Genomic DNA, 18,553 nt, shown 5'->3' on the forward strand with positions numbered 1-18,553 from the left:
GTTCTCCAGGGTTGTCTCAACGCGGGTTTGCAGGGTGCAACCGGTGGCCGCGCGGGACGGCCAGCAGGTGATGGCGGGCGGCATGCGCCAGGACGGCCTCGACATCCACGCTCAGCGGGCCTTGGTGGTCGAGGGTGATGGTGGGTGTGTCGTGCTCGGCGAATTCGATTTCGCGCTCGCCGTCCAGGGCCAGGGTGCCGCTGGCCAGGCTCAGGCGATGGGCGACGCCGGGCGTCAGCGGGCCGCTGGCGGTGATGCCGCAGCCTTGCAGCAGGCCGGGCGCCAAGGGGGCGAGCAGCGCCTGTTCGGCAGCGGGGTTCAGGCGTACCCAGGCGCCGTGCGGGTCCTGGCGCGACACCGGGCACCACAGCCCGCACAAGGCTGACAGGCCAATGGCATGGGGCTCGGCGAAGCAGGCAAAGACTTCGCTCAAGTCTTCGCTGCGGCTGAGTGCACGGGCACCGATGAAGCGCTGGGGCGATACCGCCACTTCCACCAGGGCCCATTCGGCAAGCTGTTGCTCGGGCACCTTCACCAGCAGGCGCTTGTTGCGGCGCAGGCCGATGCTGGCCGGTACCTGGCCGCTGGCGAGCAGGCCGCCGGCCAGGCCGGCACTGGTGGCTTCGCGCAGTTCGGGGAAGGCATTGTTGGTGCCGGTGGACAGCGTCAGCAGCGGTACGTCACCGGCCTCGGCAGCGACTGCCTTGTGGGTGCCGTCGCCACCGAGCACGGCGATCATCGCCACGCCACGCTCGACCATGCGCCGGGTGGCCAGGCGGGTATCGGCAACGGTCTGGGTCAGCGGCAGGTCGAGTATTTCGATGGCCGGCCAGTGTTGCTCACGGGCGCCGGGGCCCTGGCTGGCCTTGAGCACGGCGGCGGCTATGCCGGTCATGTCGCTGGGCAGCAGCACCTGGCCGATGCCAGTGGCACCGAAGGCCGCCAGCAGGCGCTGGATCGCCGAGGCCTTGTCGGTGCTCGAATAGAGCCCGGCATTGGCGGTCAGGCGGCGCAGGTCGCGGCCAGAGGCAGGGTTGGCAATGATCCCGACGGTCGGGGCGGGTAGCGGCATGGCGCACCTCGTATTTTTGTTTGCAAGGGCAGGAGCAAGCGCGGTGCCAGCTTTTCGTGGCGTGGCTGAAATGGCCGCGCCAGAGCGGTTTTGTTGCGCTCAGGCAGATGCTCATTGCGCTGCTGGCGAGACGCCGGGTGCCAGCGCTGGGCCTGGGTTGGCGAGACGCTGAGACGCAGCGTCTCAAGCCGGCCGGTAATCACACAGTGCTTGTCGGGGCATGCGTGGAAGCGCTTAATGGCCGGACAACGATAAAAACAGCAACGAGAACCGGAGGGCCTGAATGCTTGCCGCGAACTCCCGAGCCCATGTCGACTGCGTCAGCCGGGTGCTGAAGAACGCCGACCGCCTGCCACAGGCGCCGGTGCCAGCGCTGATCCTCGATTCATGGCGCCGTTCCATGGAGCTGTACCGCCTCGACCCCGGGTCCCAGCAGGGGCCGCGCATCCTGTCCCAAAGCCTGCTCAACGAATGCCGCGAACGCGCCGAGCTGTTTCTGCGCATCGCCAGCGATGCCGTGGCACGCCTGCACGAGCGGGTGCGCGGCGCCGACTACTGCGTGCTGCTGACCGATGCCCAGGGGCGCACCATCGATTACCGGGTCGAATCGGCCATCCGCAATGACTGCCGCAAGGCCGGGCTGTACCTGGGCACCTGCTGGTCGGAGGGCGAGGAGGGCACCTGCGGTGTGGCGGCGGTGCTGACCAGCAAGGCCCCGGTCACGGTGCACAAGCGCGATCACTTCCGCGCAGCCTTCATCGGCCTGACCTGCACCGCGGCGCCGGTGTTCGACCCGCAGGGCGAGTTGCTGGGGGTGGTGGATGTCTCGGCCTTGCAGTCACCCGACGACCGCCGCAGCCAGCACCTGATCCGCCAGTTGGTCGAGCAGACTGCCCGTGAAATCGAAAACGCCTTCTTCATGCACAGTGCCCAAGGCCACTGGGTAATGCGCGCCCACGGCACCCCGGGTTACGTCGAAAGCCAGCCCGACTACCTGCTGGCCTGGGATGCCGACGGCCGCTTGCAGGCCATCAACAGCCTGGCGCGGCAACGGCTGGTGCAGCACCTGGGGCGCTTGCCCGAGCACATTGGCGAACTGTTCGACATGGGCCAGCTACGGCGCGTCAACACATCGTCCCCCCAGCGCCTGCCGGGCCTGGGCGGGCTGTATGGCCGGGTCAGCGCCCCGCAGCAACGCCAGCGCGCGCAGCCCTTGCAGCAGGCGCAGGACGCCCGCATCGAGCAGCATCTACGGCTGGCCACGCGGGTCAAGGACTGCAACCTGGCGGTGCTGGTACAAGGCGAAACCGGGGCCGGCAAAGAAGTGTTTGCCCGCCAGCTGCACCAGCAAAGCCAGCGCCGCGACGGGCCATTCGTCATCCTTAACTGCGCCGCCATCCCGGAAAACCTGATCGAGAGCGAACTGTTTGGCTATGTAGCCGGGGCCTTTACCGGGGCTTCCAGCAAAGGTATGCAGGGGCTGTTGCAGCAGGCCGATGGCGGTACCCTGTTCCTTGACGAAATCGGCGACATGCCGCTGAACCTGCAAACCCGCCTGCTGCGTGTGCTGGCCGAAGGCGAAGTGGCGCCGCTGGGTGCAGCACGGCGCGAGCGGGTGGATATCCAGGTGATCTGCGCCACCCACCGCGACTTGGCGAAGATGGTGGCGGAGGGCCGTTTTCGCGAGGACCTGTACTTCCGTCTGGCCAATGCCCGGTTCGAGCTGCCGCCGCTGCGTGAGCGCGAGGATCGCTTGGGGCTGATTCACCAACTGCTGGCCGAGGAGGCGCAAGCGTGCGCGGTCGAGGTGGTGTTGGCGGATGCTGCGTTGCAGTCGCTGCTGCTTTACCGCTGGCCGGGCAACCTGCGCCAACTGCGGCAGGTGTTGCGTTATGCCTGTGCGGTGAGTGAAGGCGGGCAGGTGCAGTTGCAGGATTTGCCGCAAGAGGTGCGCGGTGATGCGGTTGTTTCGGCTGAAAGCGGCGTGTCCTGCCCGGCCCGGCAGTTGTTGCTGGATGCACTGATCCGCCATCGCTGGAAGCCGGCCGATGCGGCGCGGGCGTTGGGTATTTCGCGGGCTACCTTGTATCGGCGTGTGCACGAGCACCGCATCGAGATGCCGCGGATGAAGGGGTAGGGGCCTGGGGCTGCGCCGCAGCCCAATCGCCGGCAAGCCAGCTCCCACCCCGATCGCATCGGCCTCAAGCCATGTGCAGTACCTGTGGGAGCTGGCTTGCCGGCGATGAGGCCCCGACAGGCAATAAAAAACCCCGGAACAAGTCCGGGGTTCTGGTACATCACACTATTCGATCAATGCTCCCACCCCGACCACATCGGCCTCAAGCCATGTGCAGTACCTGTGGGAGCTGGCTTGCCGGCGATGAGGCCCTGGCAGGCAATAAAAAACCCCGGAACAAGTCCGGGGTTCTGGTTCATCGCACTATTCGATCAATGCTCCCACCCCGACCACATCGGCCTCAAGCCATGTGCAGTACCTGTGGGAGCTGGCTTGCCGGCGATGAGGCCCCGACAGGCAATAAAAAACCCCGGAACAAGTCCGGGGTTCTGGTACATCACACTATTCGATCAATGCTCGTTTGCCAGCTTGTGTTCGAGGTAGTGAATGTTGACGCCGCCTTTGCAGAACCCTTCATCACGCACCAGGTCGCGGTGCAGCGGGATGTTGGTCTTGATGCCGTCGACGACGATCTCGTCCAGGGCATTGCGCATGCGCGCCATGGCTTCGTCGCGGTCCTTGCCGTAGGTGATCAGCTTGCCGATCAGCGAGTCGTAGTTCGGCGGAACCGAATAACCGCTGTACAGGTGCGAATCGACGCGAACGCCGTTGCCGCCTGGGGCGTGGAAGTGCTTGACCTTGCCTGGGCTCGGGATGAATTTCTTCGGGTCTTCGGCGTTGATCCGGCACTCCAGCGAGTGGCCACGGATAACCACGTCTTCCTGGCGGTACGACAGCTTGTTGCCAGCGGCGATGCTCAGCATCTCCTTGACGATGTCGATACCGGTAACCATCTCCGACACCGGGTGCTCAACCTGCACGCGGGTGTTCATCTCGATGAAGTAGAAGCTGCCGTTCTCGTACAGGAACTCGAAAGTACCGGCACCACGGTAGCCGATCTCGATGCACGCATCGACGCAACGCTTGAACACTTCCTGACGGGCTTTCTCATCGATACCCGGGGCTGGTGCTTCTTCCAGGACCTTCTGGTGACGGCGCTGCAGCGAGCAGTCGCGGTCGCCCAGGTGGATGGCGTTGCCCTGGCCGTCGGACAGTACCTGCACTTCCACGTGGCGTGGGTTGGTCAGGAACTTCTCCAGGTAGACCATCGGGTTGCCGAAGGCAGCACCGGCTTCGGTACGGGTGAGTTTGGCCGAGGAAATCAGGTCCTCTTCCTTGTGCACCACGCGCATGCCGCGACCACCACCGCCACCGGCGGCCTTGATGATCACCGGGTAGCCGACGTCACGGGCAATCGCCAGGGCGACTTCTTCGTCTTCCGGCAGCGGGCCATCGGAGCCCGGTACGGTCGGTACGCCCGACTTGATCATCGCGTCCTTGGCCGAAACCTTGTCACCCATCAGGCGAATGGTGTCGGCTTTCGGGCCGATGAAGGCAAAGCCGGACTTTTCCACCTGCTCGGCGAAGTCGGCGTTTTCCGCCAGGAACCCGTAACCCGGGTGAATGGCGGTAGCGCCTGTCACTTCGGCCGCAGCGATGATCGCCGGGATGTGCAGGTAGGAATCTTTGGACGAAGCAGGACCAATGCAGACCGACTCGTCTGCCAGGCCCAGGTGCATCAGTTCGCGGTCGGCCGTGGAGTGCACGGCGACGGTCTTGATGCCCAGCTCTTTGCAGGCACGCAGGATCCGCAGGGCAATTTCCCCGCGGTTGGCGATCAGGACTTTTTCCAGCTTCCCAGACATCGTTGGCTCTCCGCGAATCAAACGACGGTGAACAGCGGCTGGTCGAACTCAACCGGCTGGCCGTCTTCTACCAGAATGGCGTCGATGACACCGCCAACATCGGCTTCGATGTGGTTCATCATCTTCATGGCTTCAACGATGCACAGGGTGTCGCCTTTCTTCACGGACTGGCCCACTTCAGCGAAGTTCGGCGAGGTCGGCGAAGGCTTGCGGTAGAAGGTACCTACCATTGGCGAGCGGATCACGGTGCCTTTCAGGGCCGGGGCAGCGGCAGCGGCTTCGGCGACTGGAGCAGCAGCGGCAACCGGGGCAGCAGCAGGGGCAGCGGCCATCGGTGCTGGTGCGTAGAACTGCTGGGCAGCTGGAGTCTTGCTGTGACGGCTGATACGGACCGACTCTTCGCCTTCCTTGATCTCCAGTTCGTCGATGCCAGACTCTTCCAGCAGCTCGATCAGTTTCTTGACTTTACGGATATCCATTAATCATCAACTCCCAAAGGTTCGGTCAGGGGGCGAAATACAAAAAAACGTATCGGAAACGTTTCTCTCGAACCCCGGCCCACTTAGGCCAGGGTTTTCATCATTTGGGCTGTGCGTTGGCAGCCAGTTGTTCCAGCGCGGACTCCAGGGCCAGGCGATAACCGCTGGCGCCCAGGCCGCAGATCACCCCTACGGCAACATCGGAGAAGTAGGAGTGGTGACGGAACGGTTCGCGTTTGTGCACGTTGGACAGGTGCACTTCGATGAATGGGATGCTCACCGCAAGCAATGCGTCACGTAATGCGACGCTTGTGTGGGTGAAAGCAGCCGGATTGATCAGGATGAAGTCCACACCCTCGTTGCGTGCGGCGTGAATACGGTCGATCAGTTCGTATTCGGCATTGCTCTGCAGGTACTGCAGATGGTGGCCCGCGGCGCGGGCACGTTGCTCCAGGTCCTGGTTGATCTGGGCCAGGGTCACGGCGCCGTAATGGCCAGGCTCGCGAGTACCGAGCAGGTTGAGGTTTGGGCCGTGGAGCACCAGTAGCGTTGCCATCTGCGGATTCCTTGGATTTGTAGGGCAATTCGACACAGCGCGGCGAGTGTGCCGTAAAGCGACGGCAAGTGTCCAGTTCCCGGCAATAGCCAGCACGATGTCCGAGATTCGCGCGAAGTATGTGACCAAATAATTAAATCTGGTCACCTATTACAGGAATTTTCCCGGCACGCGGGAAGTTATAGACCGACTTTGCCGCGCACGCGTGTCAGAATTTGCGCAAAATCACCGGCGTTTATCTCGCCAATCACCCGATCAGCGGTAATTTCGCCGCCGTTCGCGGCAAAGAACAGCAGGGCGGGTGGGCCGAACAGCTGGTAGCGGTCGAGCAGCTTGCGTTGCTCGGCACTGCTCTCGGTGATGTCGAAACGCAGCAGCTTGAAGCCGGCCAGCTGCGTTTGCACCAGCGGCGCATTGAGCACTTCATGCTCGATCACCTTGCAACTGATGCACCAGTCGGCGTACCAGTCCAGCAGCACTGGCTGGCCGGCCGCCTTGGCCTGGGCAAGTGCGGCGTCCAGTGCGCTGGGGGTGGTGATGGTCTGCCAGGCATTTGCCTGTGCCGCCTGGCTGCTGCCGGTGGCCGCCAGTGTTGCAACGGGCAGCGGGCGAAGCGGGTCGCCCTGGCCGCTGAGGGCGCCGTACCAGCAGGCCAGGGCGTATACCAGCAAGGCCAGGCCAAGCAATTGGGCCAGGCGTTGGCGAGCGGTCTTGACCACGAACTCCAGGGCGCCGAGGAACAGGGCCACGCCAGCGGCGAGGAAACCGACCAGCAGCAATGTCACCGGCCCCGGCAGCACGCGGATGAGCAAGCCGATGGCCAGGCCCAGCAGCAGTACGCCGATGGCGTTTTTCACCGTGTTCATCCACGGGCCGCTTTTCGGCAGCCATGCTGCGCCACCGGTGGCCACCAGCAACAAGGGGGCACCCATGCCCAGGCCCAGGGCGAACAGCTTGAGTGCGCCGCCCAGGGCATCGCCACTGGCACTGATATACAGCAAGGCGCCAGCCAGGGGGGCTGACACACAAGGCGAAACCAGCAGGCTGGAGAGCACGCCCAGCACTGCCGCGCCCAGCAGCGAGCCACCCCGGGTATGGTTGGCGACGTTGTTCAGGCGGTTGCTCAGTGCCTGGGGCAGCTTCAGCTCGAACAGGCCGAACATGGCCAGGGCGAACAGCACGAAAAACAGCGCGAAAGGCACCAGTACCCAGGCCGACTGCAGGCGCGACTGCAGGTTCAGGCCGGCGCCGAACAGGCCCATCAGCGCGCCGAGCGCCGCGAAGCTGGCCGCCATCGGCAGCACGTAGGCCAGCGACAGCGACAGCCCGCGCAGGCCACCGACCTGGCCGCGCAGCACTACGCCAGACAGGATCGGCAGCATCGGCAGTACGCACGGGGTAAAGGTCAGGCCGACCCCGGCGAGGAAGAACAACAGCAGCGATTTCCAGTTCCAGCCGTGTTCGGCGGTTGCGGGGGCGGTGGCGCCGCCTTCGCCATCGATGCTCAGGCGAGCGGTTTCCGGTGGGTAGCACAGGCCTTTGTCGGCACAGCCCTGGTAGCCCACCAGCAGGGTGAAGGCTCGCGGGTCGGTGCGCGGCAGTTCGATGTCGAGCACGCCGTGGTACACCTCGACGTCGCCGAAGAATTCATCGTGCTTGGCCTCGCCTTTGGGGATGTTCGGGGTGCCCAGGGCAATGTCGGCCGGCTCGGTGCGGAACTGGAAGCGGTGGCGGTAGAGGTAGTAGCCCTCGGTGGCAACGAAGCGCAGCTTGACGGTTTGCGCATCGGCCTGGACCAGGCTGAGCTTGAAGGCTTCGTGTACCGGCAGGAAGTCGGCGTTGTTGGCGAGCGAAGCGGCGCCGAGGGTGGCGCTGGGGCGGTTGTCGAGCAGGCCCGTGGCGAACGCAGGGCTGGCCAGCAGCAGGAACAGCAGGAAAAACAGGCGGCGCATGGCGGACTCGCGAGGTGGAACGTGCCGGGCATGATAGCGGAGTTGGTGCGGGTTGGGGCCATGCAGGCAGTGGGGGCGACACATGGCCTGCGATATCTTCAAGGCATGCACCGTACCTGTGGGAGCGGCCTTGTGTCGCGAAAGGGGTGCGAAGCGCCCCCAGGTTTATGCATCACAGCTGATATTGCCGGGGCCGCGTTGCGGCCCTTTCGCGACGCAAGGCCGCTCCTACAGAGACTGCGCTGCCCGTTCAGACTCTGAACGCTCGCACCGCCCGGTTCAGCTCACCGCCCAGGCTCAGCAACTGCTCGCCTTGCTCGCGCCCTTCACCTATGCGCTGCAGGTTATCTTCGCCCAGCGCGTGAATCCGCTCGCTGTGGTCACGAATTTCACTCACCGCACCACTCTGCTGCGCCGTGACATCGGCAATGCGCACCGCTGTGTCGGCAATGGTGCGGATGGCACAGACAATCTCGTCCAGCGCGCCATCCGCGGCCTGAGCCTGGCTGGCCGTGGCCTCGGCATGCTCAAGCTGCGCACGCATGCCCGCCACCGAACTTTTCGCGGCTTGCTGCAGGCGATCGATCAGTGCCTGAATCTCGCCGGTAGCCCCCGTGGTGCGCTGCGCCAGCGAGCGCACTTCATCGGCCACCACGGCAAAGCCACGGCCCATTTCACCCGCACGGGCGGCTTCGATCGCGGCATTCAGCGCCAGCAAGTTGGTCTGTTCGGCAATCGAGCGGATCACCGTCAGCACCCCGCCGATGGTCGCCGATTCTTCCGCCAATTGCTCGATCATGCGGGCGTTGCCTTGCACTTCATCGACCAGCTCGCGCAAGCCCGACAAGCTCTGGCCAATGACCGCCTGGCCCTGTTCCACTGCGCGCCCGGCATCGCGGCTGGCATCGGCAGCGGCGCTGGCATCGCCCGCCACTTGCTGAATGGTCGCTTCCAGCTCGCCCAAGGCATCGCGGATCTGGCCGGTATCGCCGGCCTGGCGCTCGGCGCCGTCGTGTAGGGCGGCGCTCATGCCGGCCAGGGCGTGGCTGCTGCCAGCCACCTGCTCGGCGTTGTGGCGGATGGTGCCTACCAGCTCCACCAGGTACTGGCGCAGGCGGTTGAGCGACTCCTGGATGTCGTGCAGTTCGCGGTTGGTCTTGCCCAGGGAGATGGCCTGGGCAAAGTCGCCCTCGGCCCAACGTGACAAGGCTGGGGCAAGGCTGGTGAGGGTGCGGGTCAGGCGCCGCTGCAAGGTGTCGATCAGCAGGGCGATGAGCAGTATCAAGCCGATCATCAGGCCCTGGATAATGCGCACCTCAGCTGCGATCTTTGCATGCTCGCCGCGTACTTCGGGTTCCAGCGCGGCGATGGCCTGCTGCACCGCCTCCAGGCGCTGATGGGTGCTGGCGGCAAGGGCGACGCGGCGTTCGATCTGTTCGCGGGTGCGTTGCAGTTCGGCCGGGTAGCGGCTTAGCAGGCTTTGCAGTTCACGCTTCAGGCCCACCGCAATGTCTTCCTGCTGGGCGCTGGCTTGGGTTTCCAGGCCCATCATGGCGGCGAAGTCGTCGGCACCGGATTCGGCTGCGCGGGTCACGCCCAGCAACGGCAAACTGTCGATGGCCTGCGCCTGGGTGCGGATCAGTTGCAGTTCACGCTCCACTTCGTCGGCCAGCTCCGGGCGGCCGCTGCTGATCAGTTTGTCCCTTGCCAGCGACAGGCGACCGAGGTGCACGCTGGCATCGAGCAACGGCAACAGGTAGCGGTTGGCATCGGCGCTGCCGCTGTCGCGGGCGTAGCCGGCCAGTTGTTCGAAGTTGGCCCCCATTTCCCGCTCGGCCTGCAGCAGCAGGGCTTGCGGATCGCCAGCCAGTTTACCGGCGGCCAGCAGTTCGTTGGCAGTGAAGGCCTGCAGGTTGTCGAGGCTGGGGCGCAGCTTGCCGGCCAGTTCTGCGGGCCACTCGCTCAGGCTGGCCTGCAATTGCTGGTTGGCCTCCATGGCGGCGGCATGGCGCAGGGCATCGCCGCTGCCCAGGTAAGCCTGGATATTACGTGCTGCCTGGTTCTGGAACTGCTGGGACAGGCCCAGGTAGCGCTCCATCATCTGGTAGGGGCGTTCCAGGGCACGCTGCGACCACCACAGGGTGACGCCCAGGGCGAGACACACCGTTACCAGCAACAGGGTATTGAAATTGGTCAGCCACTTCAGGCGCATAGCCGCGAACTTCCTGCGCAGGGGAGAGGTAGGCGCCTGAAGTTATTGCGATTTTGTGACCGGGTGATGACGACAGGGGCTGGGTGCCAGAAAAAAAGTGGCACAGTGCCTCTATCGGTGTGGCCTGCTCTGGCCTCTTCGCAGCACAAGGCTGCTCCTACAGCGTGCTCCCTGTAGGAGCAGCCTTGTGCTGCGAAGAAGCCGGTACAGCCTATAAATAACTCAAGGTTCCACACGAACTACGCAATTACGCCCCGCATGCTTGGCACGGTACAGCGCCTCGTCCGCCGCACTGGCCATGGTCAGCGCATCCAGCACCTCATCCAGCTGCACCACCCCGGCACTGAAAGTGCACTGCAAATCCCGCGGCTGCGCCGGGTAGAGAATTTCTGCAAAGCGCCGGCGAATTTCGTCCAGCACCTTGTGCGCTGCGTCCAGCGCGGTATTGGGCATGACGATGGCGAACTCTTCACCCCCATAACGGCCAATGAAATCAGTCTTGCGCAAGCGTTGCTTGAGGAACAGCGCAAGGCTCTTGATCACCCGGTCGCCCATGGGGTGGCCGTGGCGGTCGTTGATCTTCTTGAAATGGTCGATGTCGAGCATGGCAAAGCTCAACGGCTGCTGTTCGCGGCGGGCGCGGAAGCTGCAGTCTTCCAGCAGTTGCAGGATGTGGGTGTGGTTGTAAAGCCCGGTCAGGCTGTCGCGCACCATGCGCGCCTTCAGGTGCCGGGCGCGGGCGGCGCGGTTGCGCACGGTGGTGATCAGGTGGCGAGAGCGAAACGGCTTGGTCAAAAAATCATCACCGCCTTCGCTCATCGCATCCAGCTGCTTGTCCAGGTCGTCTTCGGCAGACAGGTAGATGATCGGCACGCTCACATAGCGGTCGCTGTGGCGGATCACCTTGGCCAGTTCCGGGCCGGTGCAGGCAGGCATGTACAGGTCGAGGATGATCAGGTCGGGCTGGAAGTCGGCAAGCTCGGCCATGGTGCGGATGGGGTCGGTCAGGCTGCGGGTGACCATGCCGGCGGTGGCCAGCACGCGCTCGGTGTGCAGCGCCTGGGTGCGCGAGTCGTCGATGATCAGCACGCGCAGCGGGTCGTGCGGGGTGGCGTTGGTCAGCAGTTCGACCTTTTCCAGCAGGCTGGAAGCCTCGAGGCTGCCGGTGAGAAAGTCCTGGCCACCCGCGCGCACGGCGGCAAGGCGGGTCGGGGTGTCGGCTTCGTGGTGGCTGAAGAACAGCAGCGGAACAGGTAGCGCCAGCCCCTGCTGTACCTTGGCGGCCAGCAGCAGGCCTTGGCCGGCACCGGTGAAGTCGACATCCATGATGATGGCCGAAGGCGGGTATTCGTTGATCGAGGCGAGAAACGCCGCAGCGCTGGGCAGCGCTTGCACCACCAGGCCAAAGAACTCCAGTTGCTGGGCCAGGCGCTGGGCACGCTCATGGTCCTGCAGCAGGATGTACACCGGCTTGCGCAGGGGCAGCAGCAGCGGGTCGAGCGGGTCGTCCTTGCGCAGGCCGCTACGCGTCACCTGTTGGGTGGGGCACTGCGGGCTCGGCTCAACTGCTTGGCTCATGTCCTGGCTACTTATAGGTTGGGATGTGCAGGGGCAATGATGGCTCTATGCTAGCAGCTCTTTGCAAATACGTGACTGCCCTGTATCAACAAAGCGGCCAGAACGAATATTCAGTTGCTGACTGATTGGTCGCTTATGCGTACGGTGGTGTCTGCTTTATAGTGCTGCCATGCGGGCTTGCCGTGGCACCCTGGCGCAGGCCTGTGGTCAAAGCCCTAGAACCGTCGTGACTGATTAAGGACAAAGCCATGCTGGACTGGAAAAACCGCGAGGCCAAAGCCGAGCCCCGTGAGCGTGTCGACGGCCGCGGCGCTGCCGCCCGTAGCTACCTTGGCGGCCTGTGGAGCCGTGCCCTGGGGACCCTGATCGGGTTGTACCTGCTGGTGTGCATCGGCCTGGGCTGGTACTGGAGCCAGGAGCCGGAACTGTTCCCGGTACAGCAGAATGCCCAGTCTGCCGCTGAGCGCGGTGGCCAGCAGATGGTGGTGGGCTACACCACCATCGAAACCCTCAAGACCGTGGCCGGTACCTTGCTGAACAAGCCGGGTGGCTACATTTCCAACGACCGCTTCCCGCCAGGGCTGTGGATGGACAACATGCCGAGCTGGGAATACGGCGTGCTGGTCCAGGTACGCGACCTGTCCCGCGCCTTGCGCAAGGACTTCGCCCGCTCGCAGTCGCAGTCCACCGAAGACGCCGACCTGGCCAAGGCCGAGCCGCGCTTCAACTTCGACAACAAGAGCTGGATCCTGCCGTCGAGCGAGTCGGAGTTCGAAGAGGGCATCAAGTCGCTGAGCCGTTACCAGACCCGTCTGGCTGCCGGCGACAAGGGCGCGATTTTCTACACCCGTGCCGACAACCTGAACAACTGGCTGGGTGACGTGGCCACTCGCCTGGGCTCGCTGTCGCAGCGCCTGTCGGCCAGCGTTGGCCGGGTCAAGCTCAACACCACGCTGAAGACCGAGTCGGTCGTTGCCGGGCAGGCGCCGCAGGTGGACGAGGAGCTGGTGGAAACTCCATGGCTGCAGATCGACAACGTGTTCTACGAAGCCCGCGGCCAGGCCTGGGCGTTGTCGCACCTGCTGCGCGCCATCGAGGTGGACTTCGCCGACGTGCTGGCGAAGAAGAACGCCACGGTCAGCGTGCGCCAGATCATCCGTGAACTGGAGGCCTCGCAAGAGCCGCTGTGGAGCCCGATGGTGCTCAACGGCAGTGGCTTCGGCATGTGGGCCAACCATTCGCTGGTCATGGCCAACTACATTTCGCGGGCCAACGCTGCCGTGATCGACCTGCGTCAGTTGCTGTCGCAGGGTTGAGAATGGCCATCAGCCCGAACGAGGCCGCCCACCGGGCGGCCTCCGACCGCGAACTGGTCAGCTGGGTGGACGAGGCCGATCAGGTACTGGGGGCATTGCCCCGCGCAGAGTTGCGCGAGCGTGGCCTGATCGGCCGTTGCACCTTCATTCTGCTGTTCAACAGTGCCGGTGAGTTGTGTGTGCACCGGCGTACCCTGAGCAAGGCGCTGTACCCGGGGTACTGGGATGTGGCGGCGGGTGGCATGGTGACGGCCGGGGAGGGTTACGCTGACTCGGCTGCGCGTGAGCTGGCCGAGGAACTGGGAATTGAAGGGGTTGAGTTACGCTTTCACGAACGGTTCTATTTCGACCAGCCCGACAACCGGTTGTGGTGTGCGGTGTATTCAGCGGTGTCCGATGCGCCGTTGCGCTTGCAGCCGGAAGAGGTGATCGAGGCGCGGTTCATTGGCTTGGAGCAGGCTGAGCAAGAGAGCCTGAGCAAACCGTATTGCCCGGACTCATTGGCGGCGTTGCAGCGATATAAAGTCAGCCAGGGATAGTTGTTTTCAATGCTGGCCCTTTCGCGGGCACGCCCGCTCCCACATGGATTGTGAGGTGTTCGAGAGCTGCGCTGTACCTGTGGGAGCGGGCGTGCCCGCGAGTAGTCGCAAAACATTCGTAAAATGCCGCAATCCTGTACTTAGCAACAGCCGGATTTATCGTTACACTGCGCGCCCTTTTCGGGCTGTCGCAGGATCTTGCGGCAGTAGCGCCGCCCCTGCCAGAGTGGGGCTTCGCGGTCGGCCTCAACCCCAAGGCACGACCAGTTTTTGTCCTCAGCACAGAGGAACAAAAGTGGCCAAGAAAGCTTCTTCCTTTTCCGCCCTTGGCGGTCTCGTTTACTCCACCGACGCTGGTCGGCACTGCCCCGACTGTGGCCAGCCGGTGGATGCCTGCAGCTGCAAGCAGCAAATCATCCCCGAGGGCGACGGCATTGCCCGTGTGCGCCGTGAGAGCAAAGGCCGTGGTGGCAAGACCGTGACTACCGTCACCGGGGTGCCCCTGCCGCCCGACCAGCTCAAAGACCTGGCGACCACGCTCAAGCGCCGCTGCGGTACTGGCGGCGCCCTGAAGGACGGGGTTATCGAGATCCAGGGCGACCATGTCGAGCTGTTGATCGGCGAGCTGACCAAACAGGGTTTCAAGGCGAAAAAGTCCGGCGGCTGAGGCCATCGCACAATTTTTTGCCCAGCGCTTTCTAAACTCGTTCCTGTGGTCAGGGTCTATGCCTGAGCACGGATGAATCGTCATTTACAGCTTTTACACTCGCTCCGCTGCCTGCGGGGCAGTGTCTTCGACTTATCTATAGGGGACTTGAATGTCCGTACGACGCACACGCAAAGACGATGGTAGCCAGTGGACCGTGGCCGACAGCCGCAGTGTTTATGGCATCCGCCATTGGGGCGCTGGTTATTTCGCCATCAATGAAGCCGGGCGCGTCGAAGTGCGCCCCAACGGGCCCGACAGCGCGCCGATCGACCTGTACGAGCAGGTTGACGAATTGCGTCAGAGCGGCCTGTCGCTGCCCTTGCTGGTGCGCTTCCCCGACATTCTGCAGGACCGCGTACGCCAGCTGACCGGTGCGTTCGATGCCAATATCGCGCGCCTGGAGTACCAGAGCCAGTACACCGCGCTGTACCCGATCAAGGTCAACCAGCAGGAAGCGGTGGTGGAAAACATCATCGCCACGCAAAACGTTTCCATCGGCCTTGAAGCCGGCTCCAAGCCCGAGCTGCTGGCCGTGCTGGCGCTGGCGCCGAAGGGCGGGACCATCGTCTGCAACGGCTACAAGGACCGTGAGTTCATTCGCCTGGCGCTGATGGGCCAGAAGCTTGGCCACAACGTGTTCATCGTCATCGAGAAAGAGTCGGAAGTGGCTCTGGTGATCGACGAGGCCGCCGAGCTCAAGGTAAAACCGCAGGTCGGCCTGCGCGTGCGCCTGTCGTCGCTGGCCTCCAGCAAATGGGCCGACACCGGTGGTGAGAAGTCCAAGTTCGGGTTGTCTGCTGCCCAGCTGATCTCGGTGGTGCAGCGCTTTCGCGATGCCGGCCTGGACCAGGGCATCCGCCTGCTGCACTTCCACATGGGCTCGCAGATCGCCAACCTGGCCGACTACCAGCACGGTTTCAAGGAAGCCATCCGTTACTACGGCGAACTGCGTGCGCTGGGCCTGCCGGTCGACCACATCGACGTTGGCGGTGGCCTGGGCGTGGACTACGACGGCACCCACTCGCGCAATGCCAGCTCGATCAACTACGACATGGATGACTACGCCGGCGTGGTGGTGGGCATGCTCAAGGAGTTCTGCGACGCGCAGGGCCTGCCGCACCCGCACATCTTCTCCGAGAGTGGCCGCTCGCTGACCGCGCACCACGCCATGCTGGTGATCCAGGTCACCGACGTCGAGAAGCACAACGACGACGTGCCGACCATCGAGAACAAGGAAGCCCTGCCCGAGACCGTGCAGTGGCTGGCCGACCTGCTTGGCCCGACCGACATCGAGATGGTGACCGAGACTTACTGGCGCGCCACCCACTACATGGGTGACGTGGCCGCGCAGTACGCCGATGGCAAGATCAGCCTGAGCGAGAAGGCCTTGGCCGAGCAGTGCTACTTTGCCGTGTGCCGCCGCCTGCATAACTCGCTGAAAGCCCGCCAGCGCTCGCACCGCCAGGTGCTGGACGAGCTGAACGACAAGCTGGCCGACAAGTACATCTGCAACTTCTCGGTGTTCCAGAGCCTGCCGGACACCTGGGCCATTGGCCAGGTGCTGCCGATCATCCCGCTGCACCGCCTGGACGAAGAGCCGCTGCGCCGCGCCGTACTGCAGGACCTGACCTGCGACTCGGACGGCAAGATCAACCAGTACGTTGACGAGCAGAGCATCGAAACCAGCATGCCGGTGCATGCGCTGAAGGACGGCGAGGACTATCTGCTGGGCGTGTTCCTGGTCGGTGCCTACCAGGAAATCCTGGGTGACATGCACAACCTGTTCGGTGACACCGACTCGGTGAACATCTACCAGAACGCCGACGGCAGCGTGTACCACGCCGGCATCGAGACCCACGACACCATCGAAGACATGCTGCGCTACGTGCACCTGTCGCCGGAGGAGTTGATGACCCACTACCGCGACAAGGTAGCCAGCGCCAAGATCACTGCGCGCGAGCGCACGCAGTACCTGGATGCATTGCGCCTTGGGCTGACCCGGTCTTCGTACCTGTCGTCGTAATTGCCGGGGCCGCTCCTGCAAAAGCCTGTGCTGCCTTTTGTGGGAGCGGCCTTGCGTCGCGATATGAGGGCAAAGCCCTCACCAGCGTCACAACCGGTAAATATCCGGCCCTGGTCCATCGCACCAATGCCGCTACCTTTGAATGCAATGTTCAAAGGAGGACGACATGCAACGTCCAGGCTCCCATCGTTTACGTGGCGGTCGAGTGTCTGAATCCGGGCGCCTTTATCTGCTCACCACAACCACTCGTAACCGAACGCCGTTGTTCAAGGATTTCCGATTCGCCAGGGCCGTGGTCCAGCAATTGCGGTTCAGTGAAGAGAGCAAGGCTTGTCGATCTCTGGCCTGGGTTTTGATGCCGGATCATCTTCACTGGCTTATCGAGCTTGGCCCGACGAGCCTGGGGACGCTGATGTGTGGGTTCAAGTCCAGAAGCAGTTGTGCTTTGTACAAGGTGGGCGCTGACAGGCGACATATCTGGCAGACCAGCTTTCATGACCGGGCTCTGAGACGTGAGGAGGATGTCCGGGCGGTTGCCCGTTACATCATCGCCAATCCCATTCGGGCTGGCCTTGTCCGGCGTGCGGGCGAGTATCCGCATTGGGATTGTGTGTGGTTGTGAACCCGCAGGTGAGGGCTTCGCCCTCATTTCGCGACACAAGGCCGCTCCCACATTGACCGGCGTATGCAGGCCTTTTGTGGGAGCGGCCTTGTGTCGCGATGGGCCGCAAAGCGGCCCCAACATCACTGAATCCACTCACCCTTCTGCTGCAACCGCCACCCCACCCACCCCAGCGTCACCGCCCGCAACCCCATGAACCCGAGAAACGCCAACCACAATCCATGGTTGCCGAACCCGCTCATGGCCACCGCCACCGGCAGTGCAATCAGTACCGACAGCAACATCGCATTGCGCATCTCCCGCGCCCGGGTCGCGCCAATGAACAGGCCGTCCAGCAGGTAACTCCACACTGCAATCAACGGCAGCACCGCCAGGTAGGGCAAATACGGATAGGCCGCCGCCCGCACACTGTCGATGTCGGTCTGCAAGTCGATGAACAAGTGCCCACCCAGCAGGAACAAGCCGGCAAAGCCCAGGCTGGTGATCAGCGACCAGCCGCAGGCCACCACCAGCGAGCGGCGCAGGGTGTCGCGATCACGGGCGCCAATGGCATGGCCGCACAGTGCTTCCACCGCGTGCGCCAGCCCGTCGAGGGCATAGGCGGTCAACAGCAGGCCGTTCAGCAGCAGGGCGTTGGCCGCCACGGTGGCCTCACCCAGGCGCGCGCCCTGCACGGTAATCAGCAGGAACACCAGTTGCAGCGCCAGGCTACGCAGGAAGATGTCGCGGTTTACCGCCAGCAGCGGGCGCCAGGCCTGCCAGCGTTTGAGCGCCGCCCACGCCACTTGCCCCGGGTAGGCCCGCAGGGCCGGGCGGGTCAGGGCCAGGCCCAGCAGGGCTGCACTCCACTCGGCGATCACCGATGCCCGCGCCGAACCCAGTACACCCCAATCCAGCCCCAGGACGAACCACAGGTTCAGGACGATGTTCAACAGGTTGGTGGTCAGCAGGATGGCCAACGGTGCCCGAGCGTTCTGGGTGCCCAGAAACCAGCCCACCAGCGCGTAGCTGGCCAGTGCTGCGGGCAGACCCAGCAGGCGGGTGTGGAAGAAGTCTTCGGTGGACTGCTGCAAGGCTGCGCTGGGTTGCATGGCATGAAGTGCAAGCTGGCTGAACGGCAGGGCCAGCAGGCCGATCAACACCGCGAAGGCGACCGCCAGCAACAGCCCTTGCACCAGCACCTGGCGCAACGCCGCGCCATCGCCACGGCCGGCGGCCTGGGCGGCGAAACCGGTGGAGCCCATGCGCAGGAAGCCCATCAGGCCGACCATGAAGGTGAACAACGTGGCGCCCACGGCCACGGCACCCAATTGATGGGCGTGGGGGAGGTGGCCGATGACCGTGCTGTCGACCAGCGCCACCAGCGGCACGGAGATGTTGGACAGGATCATCGGCGCAGCCAGCGCCCAGACCTTGTGGTGGGTAGGGCGGTGGCGCCAGTCGGCAGAGAGTTGGGACATTTGCATTCCATTGAGACTTGGGGCCGCTGTGCGCTCCTTCGCGGGCTTGCCCGCTCCCACAGGAAAGTGTTGCTCTTGCGGACGGCGCCAACC

The 18,553-nt window shown here is 64.0% G+C and carries 14 protein-coding genes; 6 read left to right on the top strand and 8 right to left on the bottom strand.

Annotated features, from left to right (window positions below; genetic code table 11):
• Positions 1 to 16 precede the first annotated feature (16 nt).
• Positions 17 to 1,072, bottom strand: a complete 1,056-nt coding sequence (locus ACN6NG_RS02785) for an ATP-NAD kinase family protein (protein ID WP_063424050.1) — start codon at positions 1,070 to 1,072, stop codon at positions 17 to 19.
• Between the two features lie 283 nt (positions 1,073 to 1,355).
• Here ACN6NG_RS02785 and ACN6NG_RS02790 point away from each other — a divergent pair, with 283 nt between their 5' ends.
• Entirely contained in the window at positions 1,356 to 3,209 is a 1,854-nt protein-coding gene (locus ACN6NG_RS02790) for a sigma-54-dependent Fis family transcriptional regulator (RefSeq protein WP_474312885.1), read from the top strand.
• Between the two features lie 449 nt (positions 3,210 to 3,658).
• Here ACN6NG_RS02790 and accC read toward each other — a convergent pair whose 3' ends face one another.
• The 6 genes from accC to ACN6NG_RS02820 all read right to left on the bottom strand — a co-directional run bounded on the left by accC (position 3,659) and on the right by ACN6NG_RS02820 (position 11,791).
• On the bottom strand, positions 3,659 to 5,014 hold the full coding sequence (gene accC, locus ACN6NG_RS02795) for an acetyl-CoA carboxylase biotin carboxylase subunit (RefSeq protein ID WP_063424052.1): 1,356 nt from the start codon (positions 5,012 to 5,014) through the stop codon (positions 3,659 to 3,661).
• Positions 5,015 to 5,031: 17 nt separating this feature from the next.
• Entirely contained in the window at positions 5,032 to 5,493 is a 462-nt protein-coding gene (gene accB / locus ACN6NG_RS02800) for an acetyl-CoA carboxylase biotin carboxyl carrier protein (protein WP_016497855.1), read from the bottom strand.
• A gap of 100 nt (positions 5,494 to 5,593) precedes the next feature.
• Positions 5,594 to 6,049 carry a type II 3-dehydroquinate dehydratase gene (aroQ, locus tag ACN6NG_RS02805; protein ID WP_003255330.1) on the bottom strand — a complete coding sequence of 152 codons (456 nt, stop codon included), beginning with the start codon at positions 6,047 to 6,049 and terminating at the stop codon, positions 5,594 to 5,596.
• Between the two features lie 179 nt (positions 6,050 to 6,228).
• Positions 6,229 to 8,001: a protein-disulfide reductase DsbD gene (locus tag ACN6NG_RS02810; RefSeq protein WP_474312887.1), complete on the bottom strand. Its 1,773-nt coding sequence runs from the start codon at positions 7,999 to 8,001 to the stop codon at positions 6,229 to 6,231.
• A 250-nt stretch (positions 8,002 to 8,251) separates the two neighbouring features.
• Positions 8,252 to 10,213, bottom strand: a complete 1,962-nt coding sequence (locus ACN6NG_RS02815; RefSeq protein ID WP_474312888.1) for a methyl-accepting chemotaxis protein — start codon at positions 10,211 to 10,213, stop codon at positions 8,252 to 8,254.
• Positions 10,214 to 10,435: 222 nt separating this feature from the next.
• Complete coding sequence (locus ACN6NG_RS02820) at positions 10,436 to 11,791, bottom strand: diguanylate cyclase (RefSeq protein WP_353457342.1); 1,356 nt, start codon at positions 11,789 to 11,791, stop codon at positions 10,436 to 10,438.
• Between the two features lie 248 nt (positions 11,792 to 12,039).
• Between ACN6NG_RS02820 and ACN6NG_RS02825 the strand changes: the two genes are divergently transcribed.
• The 5 genes from ACN6NG_RS02825 (at position 12,040) to ACN6NG_RS02845 (ending at position 17,000) form a co-directional block, all read left to right on the top strand.
• Entirely contained in the window at positions 12,040 to 13,107 is a 1,068-nt protein-coding gene (locus ACN6NG_RS02825) for a DUF2333 family protein (protein ID WP_016497859.1), read from the top strand.
• Between the two features lie 2 nt (positions 13,108 to 13,109).
• Entirely contained in the window at positions 13,110 to 13,646 is a 537-nt protein-coding gene (locus ACN6NG_RS02830) for an NUDIX hydrolase (protein ID WP_016497860.1), read from the top strand.
• Between the two features lie 295 nt (positions 13,647 to 13,941).
• Positions 13,942 to 14,313, top strand: a complete 372-nt coding sequence (locus ACN6NG_RS02835) for a translation initiation factor Sui1 (protein ID WP_016497861.1) — start codon at positions 13,942 to 13,944, stop codon at positions 14,311 to 14,313.
• 151 nt (positions 14,314 to 14,464) lie between these two features.
• Positions 14,465 to 16,378: an arginine decarboxylase gene (speA, locus tag ACN6NG_RS02840; protein WP_016497862.1), complete on the top strand. Its 1,914-nt coding sequence runs from the start codon at positions 14,465 to 14,467 to the stop codon at positions 16,376 to 16,378.
• A gap of 166 nt (positions 16,379 to 16,544) precedes the next feature.
• Positions 16,545 to 17,000, top strand: coding sequence for an REP-associated tyrosine transposase (locus ACN6NG_RS02845; RefSeq protein WP_353457343.1), 456 nt, complete (start codon positions 16,545 to 16,547; stop codon positions 16,998 to 17,000).
• Positions 17,001 to 17,122: 122 nt separating this feature from the next.
• Here the strand turns inward: ACN6NG_RS02845 and ACN6NG_RS02850 are convergent, their stop codons facing one another.
• Positions 17,123 to 18,460 carry an MATE family efflux transporter gene (locus ACN6NG_RS02850; protein ID WP_353457344.1) on the bottom strand — a complete coding sequence of 446 codons (1,338 nt, stop codon included), beginning with the start codon at positions 18,458 to 18,460 and terminating at the stop codon, positions 17,123 to 17,125.
• Between the last annotated feature and the right edge of the window lie 93 nt (positions 18,461 to 18,553).

Source organism: Pseudomonas sp. TSO6 (assembly GCF_056098905.1).

What these genes read in the sequence shown, in the direction of transcription:
- ACN6NG_RS02785 (WP_063424050.1), bottom strand. Translation starts at nt 1,072, where the DNA reads ATGCCGCTACCCGCCCCGACCGTCGGGATCATTGCCAACCCTGCCTCT.
- ACN6NG_RS02790 (WP_474312885.1), top strand. Translation starts at nt 1,356, where the DNA reads ATGCTTGCCGCGAACTCCCGAGCCCATGTCGACTGCGTCAGCCGGGTG.
- accC (WP_063424052.1), bottom strand. Translation starts at nt 5,014, where the DNA reads ATGTCTGGGAAGCTGGAAAAAGTCCTGATCGCCAACCGCGGGGAAATT.
- accB (WP_016497855.1), bottom strand. Translation starts at nt 5,493, where the DNA reads ATGGATATCCGTAAAGTCAAGAAACTGATCGAGCTGCTGGAAGAGTCT.
- aroQ (WP_003255330.1), bottom strand. Translation starts at nt 6,049, where the DNA reads ATGGCAACGCTACTGGTGCTCCACGGCCCAAACCTCAACCTGCTCGGT.
- ACN6NG_RS02810 (WP_474312887.1), bottom strand. Translation starts at nt 8,001, where the DNA reads ATGCGCCGCCTGTTTTTCCTGCTGTTCCTGCTGCTGGCCAGCCCTGCG.
- ACN6NG_RS02815 (WP_474312888.1), bottom strand. Translation starts at nt 10,213, where the DNA reads ATGCGCCTGAAGTGGCTGACCAATTTCAATACCCTGTTGCTGGTAACG.
- ACN6NG_RS02820 (WP_353457342.1), bottom strand. Translation starts at nt 11,791, where the DNA reads ATGAGCCAAGCAGTTGAGCCGAGCCCGCAGTGCCCCACCCAACAGGTG.
- ACN6NG_RS02825 (WP_016497859.1), top strand. Translation starts at nt 12,040, where the DNA reads ATGCTGGACTGGAAAAACCGCGAGGCCAAAGCCGAGCCCCGTGAGCGT.
- ACN6NG_RS02830 (WP_016497860.1), top strand. Translation starts at nt 13,110, where the DNA reads ATGGCCATCAGCCCGAACGAGGCCGCCCACCGGGCGGCCTCCGACCGC.
- speA (WP_016497862.1), top strand. Translation starts at nt 14,465, where the DNA reads ATGTCCGTACGACGCACACGCAAAGACGATGGTAGCCAGTGGACCGTG.
- ACN6NG_RS02845 (WP_353457343.1), top strand. Translation starts at nt 16,545, where the DNA reads ATGCAACGTCCAGGCTCCCATCGTTTACGTGGCGGTCGAGTGTCTGAA.
- ACN6NG_RS02850 (WP_353457344.1), bottom strand. Translation starts at nt 18,460, where the DNA reads ATGTCCCAACTCTCTGCCGACTGGCGCCACCGCCCTACCCACCACAAG.